Here is a 16,097-nt window from a genome sequence, read left to right on the forward strand (position 1 = left end):
ATCGTCCGGTCATAGCTGTTGTCGCGCATGGGTCGCTCCTTTCCGCGATCCCATCACCGAATATCTGAACTCGCACAATTGCGAGTGAGCGAAGCGAGCGCGGCAATCCAGGGGCCGCACGCTCGGAGCAAGCGGCTCAGGATCGCCGCGTCGGCCTGTCCAGGCTCGCGTCACGCGCCGCTCCCCGTCCTTCGGACCCTCGCGATGACGAGACTCTTCGCCCGGTTCCACTTGCAAGCGCCCCGCCCTGCAATCCGCCGCGACTGCCGTCAGACCGCGTTGACGACCTTTTCCATCTTGTCGCGGACGATGCGGGCGACCTCGCCGACTTCGGCGGAATCGATCATGCTCATGGCCGCAGCCGGGTCCATGGCGGAAATCTCGATGCCCTCGGAGCCCTTGTCCTGGACGACGACGTTGCAGGGCAAAAGGACGCCGAGCTTGTCCTCGGCGGTAAGCGCGCGATGGGCAAGCGGCGGGTTGCAGGCGCCGAGGATGAGGTACGGCCGGAAGTCGGCGTCGAGCTTCTTCTTCAGCGTCGCCTTGACGTCGATCTCGGTCAGCACCCCGAAGCCTTCCTTGGAAAGCTCCTCGCGGGTCCTGGCGACGACGTCGTCGAAGTCGCCGGTGACCGTGCGGCTGATGTGGTAGCTCATGGTGTCGGTGCTCATGTCTTCCTCTCCCTTGTTCGTATCCAATCGTTGCGCGGCATAGTGGCAGAGCTAGGGCGCCGGTCAATTCGGAAAAGCGAATATACGAAGGTGTTGAAAAGAAGGGGGGAGTTTTTGTCGCGAAGGGTTCTGTTCTGTCTCGCGGCCGCGCGTTCGCTTTCGCTCACTGGCCTCCGGCGAGGCCTCACATTCGCTCAAGCAGCCGTTCGCCCTTGCGAAGCCTTTCGGCTTCGGTATTTCGCTCACGGCCGCGCGCTCACTAACGTTCGCTGGCCTCCGCGGGGGCGCGCTGTCGCGCGTCGGCCGTTCGGCCTTGCGAAGCCTTCCGGCTTCGGTTGGTCGCTCGCGGACGAGTATTCCCTGATGTTCGCTGGCCCGCGCGGAGCTGCGAACGACGTGGGCCGGGCGTTGGCGCGAAAACCTCAGCCTAGATTTCCAGTTCCCGCGCCTCTTCCGGCAGCATGATCGGGATGCCGTCGCGGATCGGGTAGGCGAGCTTGGCGGCGCGGCTGATCAGTTCCTGGTGCTCGGCGTCGTATTCCAGCGTCGTCTTGGTCACCGGACAGACCAGGATTTCCAAGAGCTTGCGGTCGAGCTTGTGAGCAGGTGCGGACGGAGAAGCCTCGGTCATGAAAATGTCCTCATCGAAACGCGAATTTGCGGCGAAGATTATTGCAGCCGCGAGACGTTGTCATCGCCGTTTCGGGCCAGGTCGATCTCGGTGATCGCGATCAGCGTCTCGGCCCGGCTCTTGAGGTCAGGCGCCTCCAGCAGCGCCTGTTTTTCTGCCGGTCCGTAGGGGCTCATCATCGCCAACGCGTTGACCAGCGCCTCGTTGGAGGCCTTGTCGAGGCTGTCCCAGTCGGTGTCGAGGTTGTTGGCGTCGAGATAGGCCCGGAAGGTGTCGAGAAGGGCATTGCGGTCGACCGCGTCCTCGCCGAGGTGCGGCGTATAGTCCGACATGAACGGCTCGGTGCTGATGCGACACATCCGGTAGGGCTTGTCCGTCTCGACCTCCCGATCGATGGCGAAGCGGACGATGCCGGTCAGCGTCACCAGATAGCGCCCGTCGCCGCTTTCCTGAAAGGCGACGAGCCGACCGGCGCAGCCGATCTGGCACAGCGCCGGAACCGGATCGACCGTCGCGTCGTCCAGCGTCAGGTCGGGCTGGACCATGCCGATGACGCGGGATCCCGCAAGGCAGTCGTCGATCATCTGGACGTAGCGCGGCTCGAAAATGTTGAGCGGCATCCGTCCGCGCGGCAGGAGCAGCGCACCGGTCAACGGAAAAATCGGGATTTCCGTCGGCAGGTCGCCGGGACCGTCATATCGCGCGTTGCCAGCAAGCATCCAGAGTCCTTTCCATCTCCACGCCGCAAAGGGGTCGGACCCTATTCACGGGCGTTTTAGATCATGGACTCCTAAACTAGCTCGCCGTTCTTAAAAGTCACGAGAAGAGAACGGCGGAAAGCTTGCGGCGACCTTCCGCCGAGGCGGGATCCTTCGCTCCCCAGGCCTCGAAAAACTGCAGAAGCTGCTTGCGGGCGGCCTCCTCGTTCCAGGTCCGGTCGCGGCGGACAATCTGCACCAGATGGTCGACCGCGGCGCTGCGGGCATTGTGGGCGTTGAGCAGGAGCGCTAGGTCGAAGCGGGCCTGATGGTCGTCCGGGTCCTTCGACAGCCGCTCTTCCAGCTCGCTCGGATCGCCGAGCTTTTCGGCCTGTTCAGCAAGCTCCACGGCGGCGCGGGCGGAGGCGACGGCCGGATCGCCGGCCTTGGAATCCGGCACCATGGCGAGCGTCTGGCGGGCGCGCTCCAGGTCGCCGGTGGCCGCATAGCACTGGGAGAGGCCGGCGAGCGCGACGACGTTGTCGGACTCTTCCTGAAGGACGGCGGCGTAGAGCTGGGCCGCGCCGCCCCAGTCCTTGTCCTCGCGGGCCGCGGCAGCCGCTTCCAGCGCCTGGTCGATGCCGGTTTCCTCGGCCGGGCCGGCGATCTTGTCGACGAACTGGCGAATCTGGCTTTCCGGCAGCGCACCCATGAAGCCGTCGAGGGGCTTGCCGTCCTTGAAGGCGATGACCGCCGGGATCGACTGGATGCCGAGCTGGCCGGCGACTTCCGGGTGGTTGTCGATGTTCATCTTGACCAGCTTCACCCGGCCCTTCGTCTCGGCGACGACCTTTTCAAGGGCCGGAGCGAGCTGCTTGCAGGGGCCGCACCAGGGCGCCCAGAAATCGACCAGCACGGGCACCTCGGCCGAAGCCTCGATGACGTCGGCCATGAAGGTCTGGGTGGTGGTGTCCTTGGCGACGCCGCCGGCGGCCGCGCCGCCGGACGTGCCGTTGCCGCCGATGATGAAATCCGGGTGGCTCATGTCGTTGTCTCCCAGCGGATCGTCCGGCCGGCGCGGGCATGGCCGTCGCGGCGGACGTGGATGGATATTAGTTCGCCCTAAAATGCAGTCTCGGCCCGCCGATTACAAACCCGCGGCGACGGATTCTTCCGACACCGCCAGGACGCGGGGATCATGGCCGCAGGCGCGGGCGAATTTCAACAGATCGTCCCGCGCGATGGTCGTGGTGGCGGTATTGATCAGCGGATGGAAGTTGAGGACCTCTTCCTGCATCATCCGTGCGTCGAACACGGGCTGGACGCGGTGCGTCGTGCGGTCGTTGAAGAGGCCGAAGGGGGTGACGGCGCCCGGCTCGACGCCGAGGACCTCGACGAGGAGTTCGGCCTTGCCGAAGCTGACCCGGCCGCTGGCGCCGATCAGGCCATGGATCTGCTTCAGGTCGATGGTGGCATCTTCCAGGGCGACGACGAGGAAGATGTTGCCCTTCTTGTCCTTCAGGAACAGGTTCTTGCTGTGGCCGCCGGCGATCTCGCCGCGCAGGCGCCGGGATTCCTCCACCGTGAAGAGCGGCGGGTGCTCCACGGTCGTCACCGCGATTCCCTCACCTGACAGGAACTGAAAGAGATCGTCGGGGGTGGCTCGTGTCTGTTCCGGCATGGCGGCTCCGGCGGATTTTCTGGCGGCGGGCGAACGGCCGGCCGGTCGGGATCGGTCTGCCGCAACGCCTAACGCGGTTTGGCGACGAAGGAAAGCCGGGCGTCGTCCATTTTCCGGCGCTGCCAGCCCCTGACCGCCGAGCGCGAGCAAATTCAGTGCGCAACCTCAGGTCATTTACTTCGCCTTAAGGTTAATCTGCGCCTTCTGGTGTGGAGCACTTCACGCAACTGAGGTCCACCATGTCGTATCGCAGTGTCTTTCTTGCCCTTGCCGTCGCCGGCGCGGGCATCGCCCCGGCGACAGCCGCCGATCTCTACACGCCGCCGCCGCCGGAGCCGGTGTTTCAGCCGGCGCCGCCCGTCTCGGCCCTGCGCTCCGGCTTCTATGTCGGCGTCAATGCCGGCCTGATGCGCGGCACCTACGACGTCACCGTGGTGACGCTGCCGGACCCGCCCTATTCGGGCTATGGCGCCCTCGTCGGCGTGCAGGCCGGCTATGACCACTACATGGACGGTTTCATGCTCGGCGTGGAAGCGGACATGGGCCTCAGCAGCCTGCACCACGACACCATCGACGTCTTCGGTGCCAAGAATTCCAGCGACATGCTGTGGCTGTCGACCCTGCGCGGCCGCATCGGCGCGCCGGTCTCCAACGATTTCCTGATCTACGCCACCGGCGGTCTGGCGATTGCGGAGATGCGCATGGAGCGCGGCCCCGACAGTCTCGGCCGGGCGCCGGGCCACGAGAGCAACATCCATTACGGCTGGACGGCCGGTGCCGGCGCCGAATTCGCCATCACCGACAACGTCATGCTGCGCGGCGAGTATCTCTACGTCGACCTCAGCGAGGAACGCTACAACGTCGCCCGCGGCCTGCCGCAGATCGACAACACCTATAGCGGCCATCTGATCCGCACGGCCCTCAGCTACAAGTTCAACTGAGGATGGGTTGATCTTGTCGCTCGCGGTCAATCGGCTGCGCCGATGACCTCCGCGGGGGCGGCCTGACCGGCCGGCGGCCATCCGGCCTTGCGAACCCCTCGGGTTCGGATGCGATCGATCGACAGGCTTGGGGAAACGCGGCCGGGAGCAACGCGCGGGCGGCGAGGACATCGCCGCCCGTTTTTTGCGCCTTCCGGCGGGGCTTGGGCGGCCAGAAAAAGGACTTGCACGGCTCACCGATTTGGGCGATACATGCGCCCCGTCGGCGGAACGGCCGGCGATCGAGCGGGTGTAGCTCAGGGGTAGAGCACAACCTTGCCAAGGTTGGGGTCGTGGGTTCGAATCCCATCGCCCGCTCCAGATTTTCCCCTTCAATCGGAAAATCCTCGGCATCAAAGACGGTCCCTTTCGGGGCCGTTTTTGCGTTTTGGGGTTCCGCTGGAGACATTTTCCGCCACGTTCAGATCGCGTTCATCTGGCTTTCAAGATGGTGTGGGCAATAGCTACCGCACATTGTCGTTCTTCGGCCGGCAAAACCGGTGCCGGAGAGATCTCAACGAGGGGGAATTGCCATGGGGCAAGGGATTTCACGTTCTGGGGCCGTCCTTGCGGCGGCCGCGATATCGATCAGCCTTTCCGGCGCCTTTGCCGGCACCGCCGTCGCTGAGACGGAGCGCTATGCCAAGGTCGAGGGCTGGACGGTCGTCGCCGTCAGCCGCGACGGCAGCTTCCGCAGTTGCCGGGCCGCCGTCCGCGGCCGGAGCGGCTTTTTGCGCATCGCCTTTGGCGGCCGCGCCTGGACCGTTTCCGTTCCCGGCGACGGCCGCACGGGCAAGTTCGACGGCAACCTCACCATCGACGACATGTCGGATGCGTTCCGGTTCCGCTCCGGCAACGGCAAGCGCGCCGCGGCCCGGGTCCGCCCGCATGTGATCGACGGTATCCGCGCCGGCCGCAGCCTGTCCGCCACGCTGAATGCCGGCCGGATGTCCTGGCCGCTCGACGGATCGGCGGCGGCGCTTTCCGCCGTCGAAGAGTGCTTCGCCAACAAGGGCAGGGCTACACCGGCTGCACAGCGGCCCGCAGCACCCGCAAAGCGCCGCGCCGCCGGCGCCTGCCCGGGCGGCGACAAGCCCCTGCCGGTCACCGGTCTCTGCCCGGGGGAGGCGCGAGAGGCGTTCCTTTCCATGCGCGCACCCGAGGACTACAGACTGGAGCCCGGCTGCCGCTGGGTCGTCAACGAGACGCCGTTTGCCGGCGCCGACGAGGTGGTGATGTACCTTGCGACCGAGTGCAAGGGCCGCACGGCACGGCTCGATTTCTCCGCCCACAATCGCGGGTTCGAAATGAAATCCAGCGCCGGCGACGTCAAGATCACCGGCATCACGGTCGATGCCGCCGATCCGGAGAAGTCGGTCCAGCGCTTCGCGCGCCAGGCGATCGAGGACAAGCAGCGCCGCCGCGACTGCACCCTGCAGATGGCCGAGGACGGCCAGCGCTACAATCTCGACCTGCCGCCGGCCGAAGTCAGGCGGCTCTCGGCCGAGGGCCCCTATGGCTGGGAATGCGGCCCCTACGGCACCCGCGACGACGCCAGCCACTGGCGCATCTTCGGCGGCTATGGCTGGCACTTCGAGGTCGGCCAGGACGCCTATGCGTCGGTCTCGCCGGAGTCGGTGCGGCTTCTGCACCGCGTCGATGACGGCAATTCCGACAGTCTTGATGGCTGGCGGGTCATGTACGGCGACCGATAGCGCGGACTGCTCGGTCTCACTGAGATCCCAACGTGCTGGCAACGACGGCGTCATACCCGGTTCCGCAAACCGGGTATGACGCTCCTTGGATATTTGGTCCCGCGCCGATCCCGGACAGGCGTAACTCTCTGTGGCCATTCCGTGGGCCTAGCGGGAGGATAAAAACGAACCGGGGTTTGCGGAACCGGGTATCCGCGCACCCGATCGTCCTCAGGTCTTACCGAACCCCGTCATCGCGTCCCCATCGTGCATCCGGTCCAGCACCTGCAAGGTCAGCTTTCCGATTTCTGACGGGAAATCCGGGTTCGACCGCATGAGCGCCGCGGCGCGGCGGCCCTGGTCCAGCCTTCGAATCTGGTCCTGCACATCCCGGATGTCGTCGGACCCGTGAACCGTGGCGCCGAATGCGGCCTTGCCGCGGGTGATCCGGCCCTGGGCAAGCGCGGGGGTTGTCCGGCGATCGCAACGACATGCCGCTTTGTCGTTGGCGATGCCGCAGGTCCGGGCGACAAAGGCGGTTACCCTGTCGCGGGCCCGTTTCAGGCGCTGGCGATAGGTCGCGGGCGCGATCTCCAGCACGGCGGCCGCCTCGGTTTCGGTCAGCTCGAACACATCCCCCAGGACATAGGCGATCCGCAGATCGCGGCCGAGGCAGACCAGCATGGCCAGCGTACAACCGATCTTGACCTCCTTGATCGCCAGCGAGAGCTCTGCCCCGCTCAGGCCGCTTTCGTGCGCCGGCGCAGCGCCATCGGCCAGATCCTCGGCGAAGGCGTCGAACGTCAGGCGCATCGCCTCGACCCGGCCGCGGCGGCGCTCATGCACGAGATGCCGGCAGGCCACCCGCAGGGCCCAGCCGCCGGCGGCTTCGACCTCACGCAGGCTGCCCAGATGGGTGACGATCTTGATCAGGATCTCCTGGCTCGCGTCTTCGGCATCCGCGGGGTTCGCCAGCATGCGCAGCGCCAGATTGTAGACGGGACGCTCGGCGGCACGCACGATCTCTTCCAGGGCGGCGCGGTCTCCCTCCCGCGCCGCCAGTACCGTTTCGGGATTGAGGTGGATCATCCCTCCAACTGCCCTTTCAAGGCGACCAGTTCCCGCGCCAGAATCCGTATCTGGTCATCTAGCGCGCCCTCCAGCATTTCGAGAGGCACGGGCGGCGCCATCAGGACGAAGGAATAGATCGCGCCCGCTGCGCCGTTGGGGGTGACGCGCGAAAACGCCGTGCCCTCGGATCCGTCGGGAAAGGTCATGTGCCAGTCAACCGTGCCGCTGTCCCGGTCGGCGACGGTTTTCAGCCCGATGGGCGCGACACCGTTCGGCGTCACCAGATCGGCGCTTTCGGTATCGGCGCGGCGGAAGGCATTGGTCCATTTCGGCAGATTGGCCGGCGTCGCGACAAAGTCGAACACGGCGGCAGCCGGTTTGTCGATGGACACGGATTGAACGTCGAAGGTCTTCATCGGTCTCTCCTGTTTGATCGGCAGCCGTTGAATCGGTCTGCAGATAGTAAGGAGGCAGGAGTAAGAAGAACCGTGACAGGATTTTTCAACTTTTTTCCGGGGCGCAGCGAAGGACTCCTGGAGGCCCATTCCGGACCGGAAGAAACGTGTCCTGGAGCAGACCCGGTTGCCGGTACCGGGCCGCCGGCCACGGCAATGGTTCTCGAATGTGCCGATGCCAATGCCGCCCGGTCCTCCTTGCCGCAGGACGCCTGTCAAGCGCTTGTCCCTTCGCGGGGGACGAAGGATTCGGCCGGATGCATGTCTACATTTGTGGATTGGGGCCTGTTTCTCAACAGGCCCTGGAGGCGGCCAAGGCGGGATCGCGCGTCCTCAGGCGCTCGATGTCCTGCGCCATGCTCTCCGCCAGCGCGGCCAGATCGCCTGGGTCGGTCCCACGGTGGGCTTCAATCCTCAGCGCCATCAGGTCCGCCTGATAACGTAGCGCCAGATGCCTGACGTCGGCATCCGGGGGCAACTCGCCGCGGTCCCGGGCCCGGGTGAAAAACCCGGCGATCTCGGCTTTCATGTCGTCGAGATAACGTCGCGCACTGGCGGCGATGGCGGCATCGTCGGCGGTAGCGTCGAGAAGGGTCTTGAGCAGCATGCACGCCCGTCCGGCGCCATCGCCTCCCGCGGGCCGAGCGAAGGCGCGCAGCAGGTCGGCCAGCGCCGCAAGCGGCGAGTTTGCCTCGGCGACCTGCTGCCGCATCGTGTCCCGAAAGCGACGGGCATAGCGCTCGAGGCTCGCCAGATAGAGCGCCTCCTTGCTCTTGAAGGCGGCATAGATGCTGCCGGGCTTCATGCCCAGCGTCCCTTCAAGATCCTTCAGCGACGTGGCGTGATACCCCTTCAGCCAGAACAGTTCGAGCGCCGCGTCCAGCGCCTTCTCGCGGTCATATGCCTTGGCCCGTTTCATTGCTCGAAAATACCCCATCGCATCGGAATTGTCTTGCACGGCCCGGCCACCGACGGCCCTCACTATTGAGTGATCACTCAAATTTAGTATTGAGCGATCACTCAAACTGGTCAAGGGTGCACTGCTTCACCGGCCCTGGGCCACATCCAAAAAGGAAACCGAAAATGACCGATTTCACCCTGCACGACATGGACAGCGCTCCCGACGCGTCCAAGCCGCTCCTGACCAAGTCTCAGGCCCTCTTCGGCATGATTCCCGGCCTGCATGCGGTCATGGCAGAAGCCCCGGCGCTGCTTGAGACCTACCAGCTTGCCCACAAGCTGTTCCAGGAGACGAGCTTCGACAAGGATGAGCAGACGGTCGTCTGGCAGACCGTCAACGTTGAAAACGAATGCCATTATTGCGTCCCTGCGCATACCGGCATCGCCAAATCCATGGCTGTCGACGACACGATCACGGACGCGTTGCGCAACAAGACGCCATTGCCCAACGCGCGCCTCGAGGCGTTGCGTACCTTCACGCTCAAGGTCATGCATCAGCACGGCAACCTGTCGGATTCCGACTTTGAGGCCTTCTTCGCCGCAGGTTTTACCAAGCGCCAGGTTCTCGAGGTGATCCTGGGCTACGCCCAGAAGGTCATGTCGAACTACACCAACCACGTTGCCAAGACGCCGGTAGACAGGCCCTTCCGGAAGTTCGCCTGGTCGCCCGCCGACAAAGCCGCCTGACCGGCCTGGCGGCCCGGAACTGCATCCGGGCCGCCATTTCCCGCAAGCGCCGCAGGCCGTTGAGGACGCGGGCGACGCTCCCGACCGGCTTCGCGATCAAGGCGCTGCCCGGACTGTTCGGCTCGAAAAGCGCTTGCCGGTCGGTCGAGAACAGGCAGCCGCCGCGACTGCACCCTGCCGACGACGGCAACTCGGACAGCATGAACGGCTGTCGGATCAGATATGCCGACCGGCAGGACGGTTGATCGTGGGGCTTTGCAGAATGGCTGAAGTCCCGGCAGGCTTGGCGTTATACCCAGCGTCACAAACCGGTTATGACCGTCCTTCATGCGGGTTCCCTACCGCGGAATCAGCGCCCAATAATCGAGGTCGAGGATGACGCCCTCGACGTAGTTGCCTTCAGAATCCTTCAGCGGGAAGTCGGTGCACGGCCGGTCCTTGGTCGCTACGGTGCGCAGCCTCAAGGCGCCGACGTCCTCGCGGCCGGGCAGAGTTGCCGTGTCGAGCACTTCGGACCAGGCGAATACCGTGTCGCCGGCGAACAGCGGGGCGACGTGCCGGCCGGCATTGATGGCGGCGATGTGGAAGGCGTTGCCGAGGCCGTTGAAGGAGAGCGCGCGGGCGAGCGAAATGACGTGGCCGCCATAGATGAGGCGCTTGCCGAAGCGGCCCTTGCCCTCGCTGTACTGGTTGAAATGGACCTTGGCGGTGTTCTGGTAGAGGCGGGTGGCGAGCTGGTGCTCGGCCTCCTCCACGGTCATGCCGTCCACATGGTCGATCTTCTCGCCGACCTCATAGGCCTCGAAATGGTGAGGACTGCCGGAAAGGTCGTCGTCCCAGGCCTCGATATCGAGGAGCGGCACGGCATCGCCGAGCGCGTCCGCGGCGAGCGCCTTCGGCAGTTCGGGGATCACCGGATCGGGCGCCGGGACGCCGGCATCGCGCTTGCGGACCATGACCCAGCGCACATAGTCGAGGACCTCTGTGCCGTCGGACTTGTAGCCGGTGGAGCGCACATAGACGACGCCCGTCTTGCCGTTGGAGTTCTCCTTCAGGCCGACGACCTCGGAGACGGCGGACAGCGTGTCGCGGGGATAGACCGGCGCCAGGAACCGGCAGCCGGCATAGCCGAGATTGGCGACGGCGTTCAGCGAGATGTCCGGCACGGTCTTGCCGAAGACCACGTGGAAGACGAGGAGGTCGTCGATCGGCGCGTGGGCGTAGTTGAGGTCGCGGGCAAAGGCGTCCGACGACTGGACGGCGAAGCGGGTGCCGTAGAGCGCGGTATAGAGCGCCTGGTCGCCGGCGGCGATGGTGCGCGGCGTCGCGTGCCGGATCACCTGGCCGATCTGGAAATCCTCGAAATAGTTGCCCGGGTTGGTCTTGGTCATCGTTTCTCTCCCCGTCCCTGCCCGAAAAGGCTTTGACCGGAGATAGCGGCTTTTGCCGGACCGGTCATCCCCTTCGAAAGGGGTGGACGGAATGAGGATAGCGCGGGACGGCACTACTCGATGCGCGTCACGGTGTAGCCGGCTTCGCGCAAGAGCGTGATGAGGCCGTTCTCGCCGGGAAGGTGCAGGGCGCCGACGGCGATGAAGAGGCCGCCCTTTTCAAGCTCCGGCAGGGCGCGGTCGCGCATGCGCCGATTGCGTTCGTCGACGAGCTTGTCCATGAACACCCGGTAGGCGTCCATGTCGATGTCGTCGCCCATGACGGTGCGCCCGACCGCCTCGACCATGCCGATGTCGCCCCGGCGGTAGAGCTCGATGAAGGTGGCGTGGATGTCACCGATCTTTTCCGTCATCGCCGCGCTGCCGCGCAGCATCTCGATCTGCGCGTCCATGGGAACGGAATCGAGGGAGGCGAACTGCTCCTTCAGGCTCTCAAGGCCGATCAGCGGCGTGCCGGCCGCCTTCGCCCGTTCGGCGACGTCCTGGTCGACGATCGGCCGCTTCATGATGAGGGCGGCGATCTCGCAGGGCGGATAGGACAGGAGCTGCATCAGCATCCAGGGCTTCATGCGCTCCACCGCCTCGAACGCCATCAGCCGGCTGCCGAGGGCCAGGCGCAACTCCGCTGTCAGCTCCGGCGGAAGCACGTCCTTGAGCGTCTGTCCCTCCGGCAACTCGATCATCCTGGCGGCCTCCGGCCCGGCGTCGCCCATCGGACCCTCCAGCGCCTCGACGGATTCCACCGCAACGGTTCTTGCCTTGCCGAGCGCGGCGAGAAGTCCGGGCGAGAAGTCGTGCACTCGCGGGTCGGCGAAATGGATCGTGCCGAGGAGGAAGGAGGGCGGGGTATCCCCGTCCTTTGCCTCGATGCGCCAGAACACGCCCTTGCCGTTTTTCATTGTCGCCGCCTCGCGCAGCAGCGCGCGATAGGCGGCCGGATCGTCCGTCTTCATGGCGGCAAGGAGGTCGCTGCCGCCGCAGGGCATCGGCATCGCCGGCGCCTCGGCGCGGGCCGGAGCGGGGCCACCGGCGGCAAGGCCGGCCGCAAGGCAGAAAAGCCCGGCAAGGGCGGGAAGAAGGCGGAAGGTCATCTTGCGTCGGGCTCCTGGCTGTCTCGGCGGCGGCAAGGTCGTGCCGCCCGATATGGGGACGGCCCGTGCATTGACCAATCCCCCGGCCATGCTATGTCAATCGCCAGCGTTCTCAACCGATGCGTCACGCCCCATGCCCAATTTCCCGAGTGAGCTCCTCGACGGCTATCGCGCCTTTTCCTCCGGCCGCCTGGCGGCCGAACGGTTCCGCTATGCCCGCCTTGCCGAGATGGGCCAGAAGCCGAGCGTCATGGTGATCGGCTGCTGCGATTCCCGGGCCGCGCCCGAGACCATCTTCGATGCCCGGCCGGGCGAGCTCTTCGTCGTGCGCAACGTCGCCAATCTGGTGCCGCCCTACGAGCCGACGGGCGAATATCACGGCACCTCGGCGGCGCTGGAATTCGCTGTCCAGGCGCTGAAGGTGCAGCACATCGTCGTGCTCGGCCACGGCCGCTGCGGTGGCATCGCGGCCTTTCGCGACACCAATCCGGAGCCGCTGTCGCCGGGCGACTTCATCGGCCGCTGGATCACGCTCCTGGAGCCCGCGGCGGAGAAGCTGGAGGGCCGCGACGAGCCGGCCCTCGATCCGCAGACGGCGATGGAATATGCGGGCGTGCGCCAGTCGATCGACAACTTGCGCACCTTCCCCTACATCAAGAGCCTGGAAGACGGCGGTAACCTGCACCTGCACGGCGCCTGGTTCGACATCTCCAATGGCGAACTGAGGGTGCTCGACAAGGAAACGGGCGTCTTCTCCGCCGTGCCGGCGCTCTGACCGGACGCAGCGACTAGAGCGATTTGAGCATGGCGGATGCTGACCACGACAAAATGACGGGCGGCTGCCAGTGCGGCCATGTGCGTTACGAGCTGACCGCGCCGCCACGCGACCTCTATGTCTGCCACTGCGGTGAGTGCAGGGCGCAATCGGCGTCCGCCTTCGGTATCTCGGTGATCGTCGACGGCGGCGATGTGCGGCTCTTGTCCGGCACGCCCTCCGTCTGGACCCGAAAGGCGACGATCGGCGGCACCCTCGACTGCCATTTCTGCCCGCACTGCGGCACGCGCCTCTTCCACGGCACCCTGGCACCGGGCGAGGCCGTCAGCGTCAAGGGCGGCACCCTCGACGTGCCGCCGGACCTTTCGGGCGCCAAGCACATCTGGACGTCGCGCAAGCTTGAGGGCGTCGTCATCCCCGACCACGTGGAGACCTGGCCCGAGGAGCCGGCGTAGGCGGCGAGGGGTTCGCAGGTCCCTTGCCGGCGCCTGAACGCTTTCGTCATCCCGGCCGGAGCGCAGCGGAGAGCCGGGAGCCATTGTCCCCATCCACACGGTATACCGGTGCTTGAGGCGCGGCCGCTCTGGATTGCTTCGCTCCGCTCGCAATGACGGCGAGTTGAAATTCCTAATTATTTTCAACGTCATTGCGAGGAGGCCGCTAGGCCGACGCGGCAATCCATAGGGCCTTTAATGTCAGGCCGCAGTCAGTGGTTTGCGGGCTGCAAACGCGGTGAACCGGCAAGATGCGTAACCATCTTGCCGCCTCCTCAGCCGCGCCCCAGAACCTTGCGCATCGCCCGCCAGATCGGCTTTGCGATCTTCAGGAAGCGGCCGTCGATGGTCTGTTCGTAGCGGTGGCGCCAGCGGTGGGCGCGGGCGTGGAGCTTTTCGTTTTCCAGCTTCAGCCCTTGCGCATAGCGCAGCGCCATGTGGAGGGTCAGCGGCATGGAATCCATATAGGCGTTCATGACGCGAAGGTCGGCGGAGTCGGAATCGAAATGCTTGTGCCGGAGCCGGACCGGCGAGAGCCGGTAGTAGAACAGCGGTTCCGGCACCATCCTCAGCCGGAAGCCGCGCAGGACCGCGCGGGCGAAGAATTCCTGGTCGTCCTTGCCGACGCCGTAGTCCTCGGTGAAGCCGCCGAGTTCCTCCAGCACCTCGCGCCGGGCGAAGCAGTTGGAATCGCCGAAGCCGTTGAGGAAGAGGCCGACGCTGAGGTCGTCGCCGAGGGGCGTGATCCGGCGCAAGGGCTCGACAGTGTCGAGGGTGACCTCCTCGCCGCCCTCGAAGATGTCGGAAAAGCAGGTGAGCACGTCGGCGCCGGAGGCGGCTGCCTTCAGGAAGGTCTCGATCTCGTTCGGGACGGCGAGGTTGTCGTCGTCCATGAAGAGGATGTAGCGGCCGCGTGCTGCGCGCCAGCCGGTGTTGCGGGCCGCGCCCAGATAGCGATTTTCCTGGCGGATGATGCGCCAGCCGCGTGGGGCGATCTCGGCCTCGATGGCGGTGAGTTCGGAAATCGCCATCGGATCGTCGCTGCCGTCGTCGACGACGACCACTTCGAAATCGGTGAAGGTCTGGCGTTCCAGGGATTCCAGGGCTCGGCGCAGGAGCGCCGGCCGGTTGTGGTGGGCCATGCAGACGGTGACGAGCGGCGCACCCTCCTCCGCCTCAGGCAGCGTTTGCGCCGGCACGTGGGAGGTGAACCGCTCGACCACGTCCGGGGCGCCGAAGGCGAGGTGCGCCCGGCGCCAGATCTCCAGGTTTTCCGCATTGTCGAGGATCGGCCGGGCAATGACCGCGCCCTCGGTGATCGCGCGCTTCAGGAGCGCGGCGAGCACGCTCGGGATCGGCTCGAAGATCACATGCGGCCGGTCTTCCGGCAGGATCATCTCCGGGCCGCCGCCGCGGTCGGCGGTGATCATGGCGATGCGCTCGTAGATGCACTCGAACACCGTGAAGGGCGCGTTGTCGATCAGCGAGGGGATGACGGCAAGCCGGCCGGGCTCGCGGAGGTAATCCAGCGCCTCGGCACTCGACTTTTCGGTGATGACCTCGATCTCGCAGGGCCAGTCGCGGCTTTCCTCGGCGATGAAGGCGCGCGATTCGAACCGGGCCGAGGGCTTGCCGAGGAAGGTGATCTTCAGGCCCTTTGCCGCGTCGCCGAGCGCGGAGACCGCGCGCGTGAAGATGTGCAGGCCCTTGCGCCGTTCCAGCCGGCCGAAGAAGACGAGCTCCTTTACCGCCATCGTCATCGGCGGATCGTCCGGATGGGCGGCCACCTTCGTCAGCATCGGGTTCGGCTCGACGAAGCAGCGCTCCTTCGGCAGATTGTAGCCGTAGCGCATCATCCAGCGCAGCATGTGCCGGCTCGGGCTGACGACGATGTCGGCGAGTTCCACGCTGCGCCGCTCGCAGCTCGCCCGGATCAGCTGCTGCGGATCGGTCAGCCGGTCGCCATTGCCGATGGCGTTCCACAGCATCGGAGAGGACGTCTTGACGACGAAGAGGGTGTTGTCGAAGGCGAGTCCCAGATGCTTGGCGAGCAGCGCGTAGTAGCATTTGCCGCCGAATTCCGTGGTGTGGACGATGTCGAAGGACTGTTCCTTCAGCCACTCATAGGTCCGCCGCGAGCGCTCCAGCACCTGGGAGAGCCGCCCGGCCGCGGCCGGCGGATCGGACTCCGGCAGCGCCACCAGCTCGACGTCGTGCTCCTTGCGGTAGACCTTGACCCAGTGGTCGAAGGTCCTGTCTTCCGAAACCCGGCCGAGGGTAAAGAGGATCGTCACCTTGTGGCCGTGGGAGACCAGGAACCGGGCGAGGTGCCAGTAGGCCGTGCCGATGCCGCCGTTGCGCACCGGGCCGAAGAGGTCCGGGGTGACGATGCAGATATCGAGCGCGCGTTCCGGATCGTTGCGCCCGGCAACGAGATCGCCGAGCGAGGAGAACGGATACCAGGGATTGGCGTGCCGCGGCATGTGGCTGGCGACCGGCTCCCAGAACGCCGGATCGCCGTCGAACGGCACGGAGGGAACGTCGTCGAGGTAGGTCTTCAGGCGAAACGCCGGCTGTCCCGACGCCGAAACGGCGCCGTCATCGGCCGGAGATGCCGAGGGATCGGCGGCATCCGGTTTCGGCCCGTCCGGGCTTGCTGTGGTGTCCATCGGCGCTGGTTTACTCATGTCCGATCCGGAACCGCGAGATCGTTGCCGGCGCCCCGGCAAATGCCTGCCGGGGCCGCCTGGCGCGCGGT

General features: G+C 65.9%; 16 protein-coding genes and 1 tRNA gene. 6 read left to right on the forward strand and 11 right to left on the reverse strand.

Translation table 11 applies throughout. The features are described 5' to 3' along the window. Positions 1–269: 269 nt before the first annotated feature. The 5 genes from M2319_RS20865 to M2319_RS20885 form a co-directional block, all read right to left on the reverse strand. Positions 270–656 (reverse strand): DUF302 domain-containing protein, encoded by a 387-nt coding sequence (locus tag M2319_RS20865; protein WP_264603476.1) that lies wholly within the window; start codon positions 654–656, stop codon positions 270–272. Between the two features lie 442 nt (positions 657–1,098). After that, positions 1,099–1,302, reverse strand: a complete 204-nt coding sequence (locus M2319_RS20870; RefSeq protein ID WP_264603406.1) for a Trm112 family protein — start codon at positions 1,300–1,302, stop codon at positions 1,099–1,101. A gap of 38 nt (positions 1,303–1,340) precedes the next feature. After that, positions 1,341–2,021, reverse strand: coding sequence for an LON peptidase substrate-binding domain-containing protein (locus tag M2319_RS20875; RefSeq protein ID WP_264603407.1), 681 nt, complete (start codon positions 2,019–2,021; stop codon positions 1,341–1,343). Between the two features lie 97 nt (positions 2,022–2,118). After that, a complete protein-coding gene (gene trxA / locus M2319_RS20880) occupies positions 2,119–3,045 on the reverse strand; it encodes a thioredoxin (RefSeq protein ID WP_264603408.1) in 927 nt (308 codons plus the stop codon). Positions 3,046–3,147: 102 nt separating this feature from the next. Next, positions 3,148–3,681, reverse strand: coding sequence for a prolyl-tRNA synthetase associated domain-containing protein (locus M2319_RS20885; RefSeq protein WP_264603409.1), 534 nt, complete (start codon positions 3,679–3,681; stop codon positions 3,148–3,150). Between the two features lie 239 nt (positions 3,682–3,920). Here M2319_RS20885 and M2319_RS20890 point away from each other — a divergent pair, with 239 nt between their 5' ends. The 3 genes from M2319_RS20890 (at position 3,921) to M2319_RS20900 (ending at position 6,376) form a co-directional block, all read left to right on the forward strand. Next, positions 3,921–4,622: an outer membrane protein gene (locus M2319_RS20890; protein ID WP_264603410.1), complete on the forward strand. Its 702-nt coding sequence runs from the start codon at positions 3,921–3,923 to the stop codon at positions 4,620–4,622. A gap of 285 nt (positions 4,623–4,907) precedes the next feature. Further along, positions 4,908–4,982: transfer RNA gene (locus tag M2319_RS20895), tRNA-Gly, on the forward strand. A gap of 212 nt (positions 4,983–5,194) precedes the next feature. Then, complete coding sequence (locus tag M2319_RS20900; protein WP_264603411.1) at positions 5,195–6,376, forward strand: hypothetical protein; 1,182 nt, start codon at positions 5,195–5,197, stop codon at positions 6,374–6,376. 210 nt (positions 6,377–6,586) lie between these two features. Here M2319_RS20900 and M2319_RS20905 read toward each other — a convergent pair whose 3' ends face one another. The 3 genes from M2319_RS20905 to M2319_RS20915 all read right to left on the reverse strand — a co-directional run bounded on the left by M2319_RS20905 (position 6,587) and on the right by M2319_RS20915 (position 8,800). After that, complete coding sequence (locus M2319_RS20905) at positions 6,587–7,444, reverse strand: RNA polymerase sigma factor (RefSeq protein WP_264603412.1); 858 nt, start codon at positions 7,442–7,444, stop codon at positions 6,587–6,589. After that, a complete protein-coding gene (locus M2319_RS20910) occupies positions 7,441–7,842 on the reverse strand; it encodes an SRPBCC family protein (RefSeq protein WP_264603413.1) in 402 nt (133 codons plus the stop codon). The genes M2319_RS20905 and M2319_RS20910 overlap by 4 nt, the downstream gene beginning before the upstream one ends. Positions 7,843–8,173: 331 nt before the next feature. Then, positions 8,174–8,800, reverse strand: coding sequence for a TetR/AcrR family transcriptional regulator (locus M2319_RS20915; RefSeq protein ID WP_264603414.1), 627 nt, complete (start codon positions 8,798–8,800; stop codon positions 8,174–8,176). A gap of 164 nt (positions 8,801–8,964) precedes the next feature. Here M2319_RS20915 and M2319_RS20920 point away from each other — a divergent pair, with 164 nt between their 5' ends. After that, positions 8,965–9,528, forward strand: coding sequence for a carboxymuconolactone decarboxylase family protein (locus tag M2319_RS20920; RefSeq protein ID WP_264603415.1), 564 nt, complete (start codon positions 8,965–8,967; stop codon positions 9,526–9,528). 338 nt (positions 9,529–9,866) lie between these two features. On the opposite strand, the gene M2319_RS20925 is transcribed toward M2319_RS20920, so the two are convergent. Together M2319_RS20925 and M2319_RS20930 are read right to left on the reverse strand one after the other, a co-directional pair. Continuing rightward, positions 9,867–10,919, reverse strand: coding sequence for a MaoC family dehydratase (locus M2319_RS20925; protein ID WP_264603416.1), 1,053 nt, complete (start codon positions 10,917–10,919; stop codon positions 9,867–9,869). A 113-nt stretch (positions 10,920–11,032) separates the two neighbouring features. Next, positions 11,033–12,070: a TraB/GumN family protein gene (locus M2319_RS20930; RefSeq protein WP_264603417.1), complete on the reverse strand. Its 1,038-nt coding sequence runs from the start codon at positions 12,068–12,070 to the stop codon at positions 11,033–11,035. A 133-nt stretch (positions 12,071–12,203) separates the two neighbouring features. On the opposite strand from M2319_RS20930, the gene M2319_RS20935 reads away from it, so the two are divergent. Both M2319_RS20935 and M2319_RS20940 read left to right on the forward strand, forming a co-directional pair. Continuing rightward, a complete protein-coding gene (locus M2319_RS20935) occupies positions 12,204–12,845 on the forward strand; it encodes a carbonic anhydrase (RefSeq protein WP_264603418.1) in 642 nt (213 codons plus the stop codon). A gap of 29 nt (positions 12,846–12,874) precedes the next feature. Then, entirely contained in the window at positions 12,875–13,300 is a 426-nt protein-coding gene (locus M2319_RS20940) for a GFA family protein (protein ID WP_264603419.1), read from the forward strand. A 314-nt stretch (positions 13,301–13,614) separates the two neighbouring features. Here M2319_RS20940 and M2319_RS20945 read toward each other — a convergent pair whose 3' ends face one another. Then, positions 13,615–16,026: a glycosyltransferase gene (locus M2319_RS20945; protein WP_264603420.1), complete on the reverse strand. Its 2,412-nt coding sequence runs from the start codon at positions 16,024–16,026 to the stop codon at positions 13,615–13,617. Between the last annotated feature and the right edge of the window lie 71 nt (positions 16,027–16,097).

Origin of the sequence: Rhodobium gokarnense (genome assembly GCF_025961475.1) — a bacterium.
In the GTDB taxonomy this organism is placed as follows: Bacteria; Pseudomonadota; Alphaproteobacteria; order Rhizobiales; family Rhodobiaceae; genus Rhodobium; species Rhodobium gokarnense.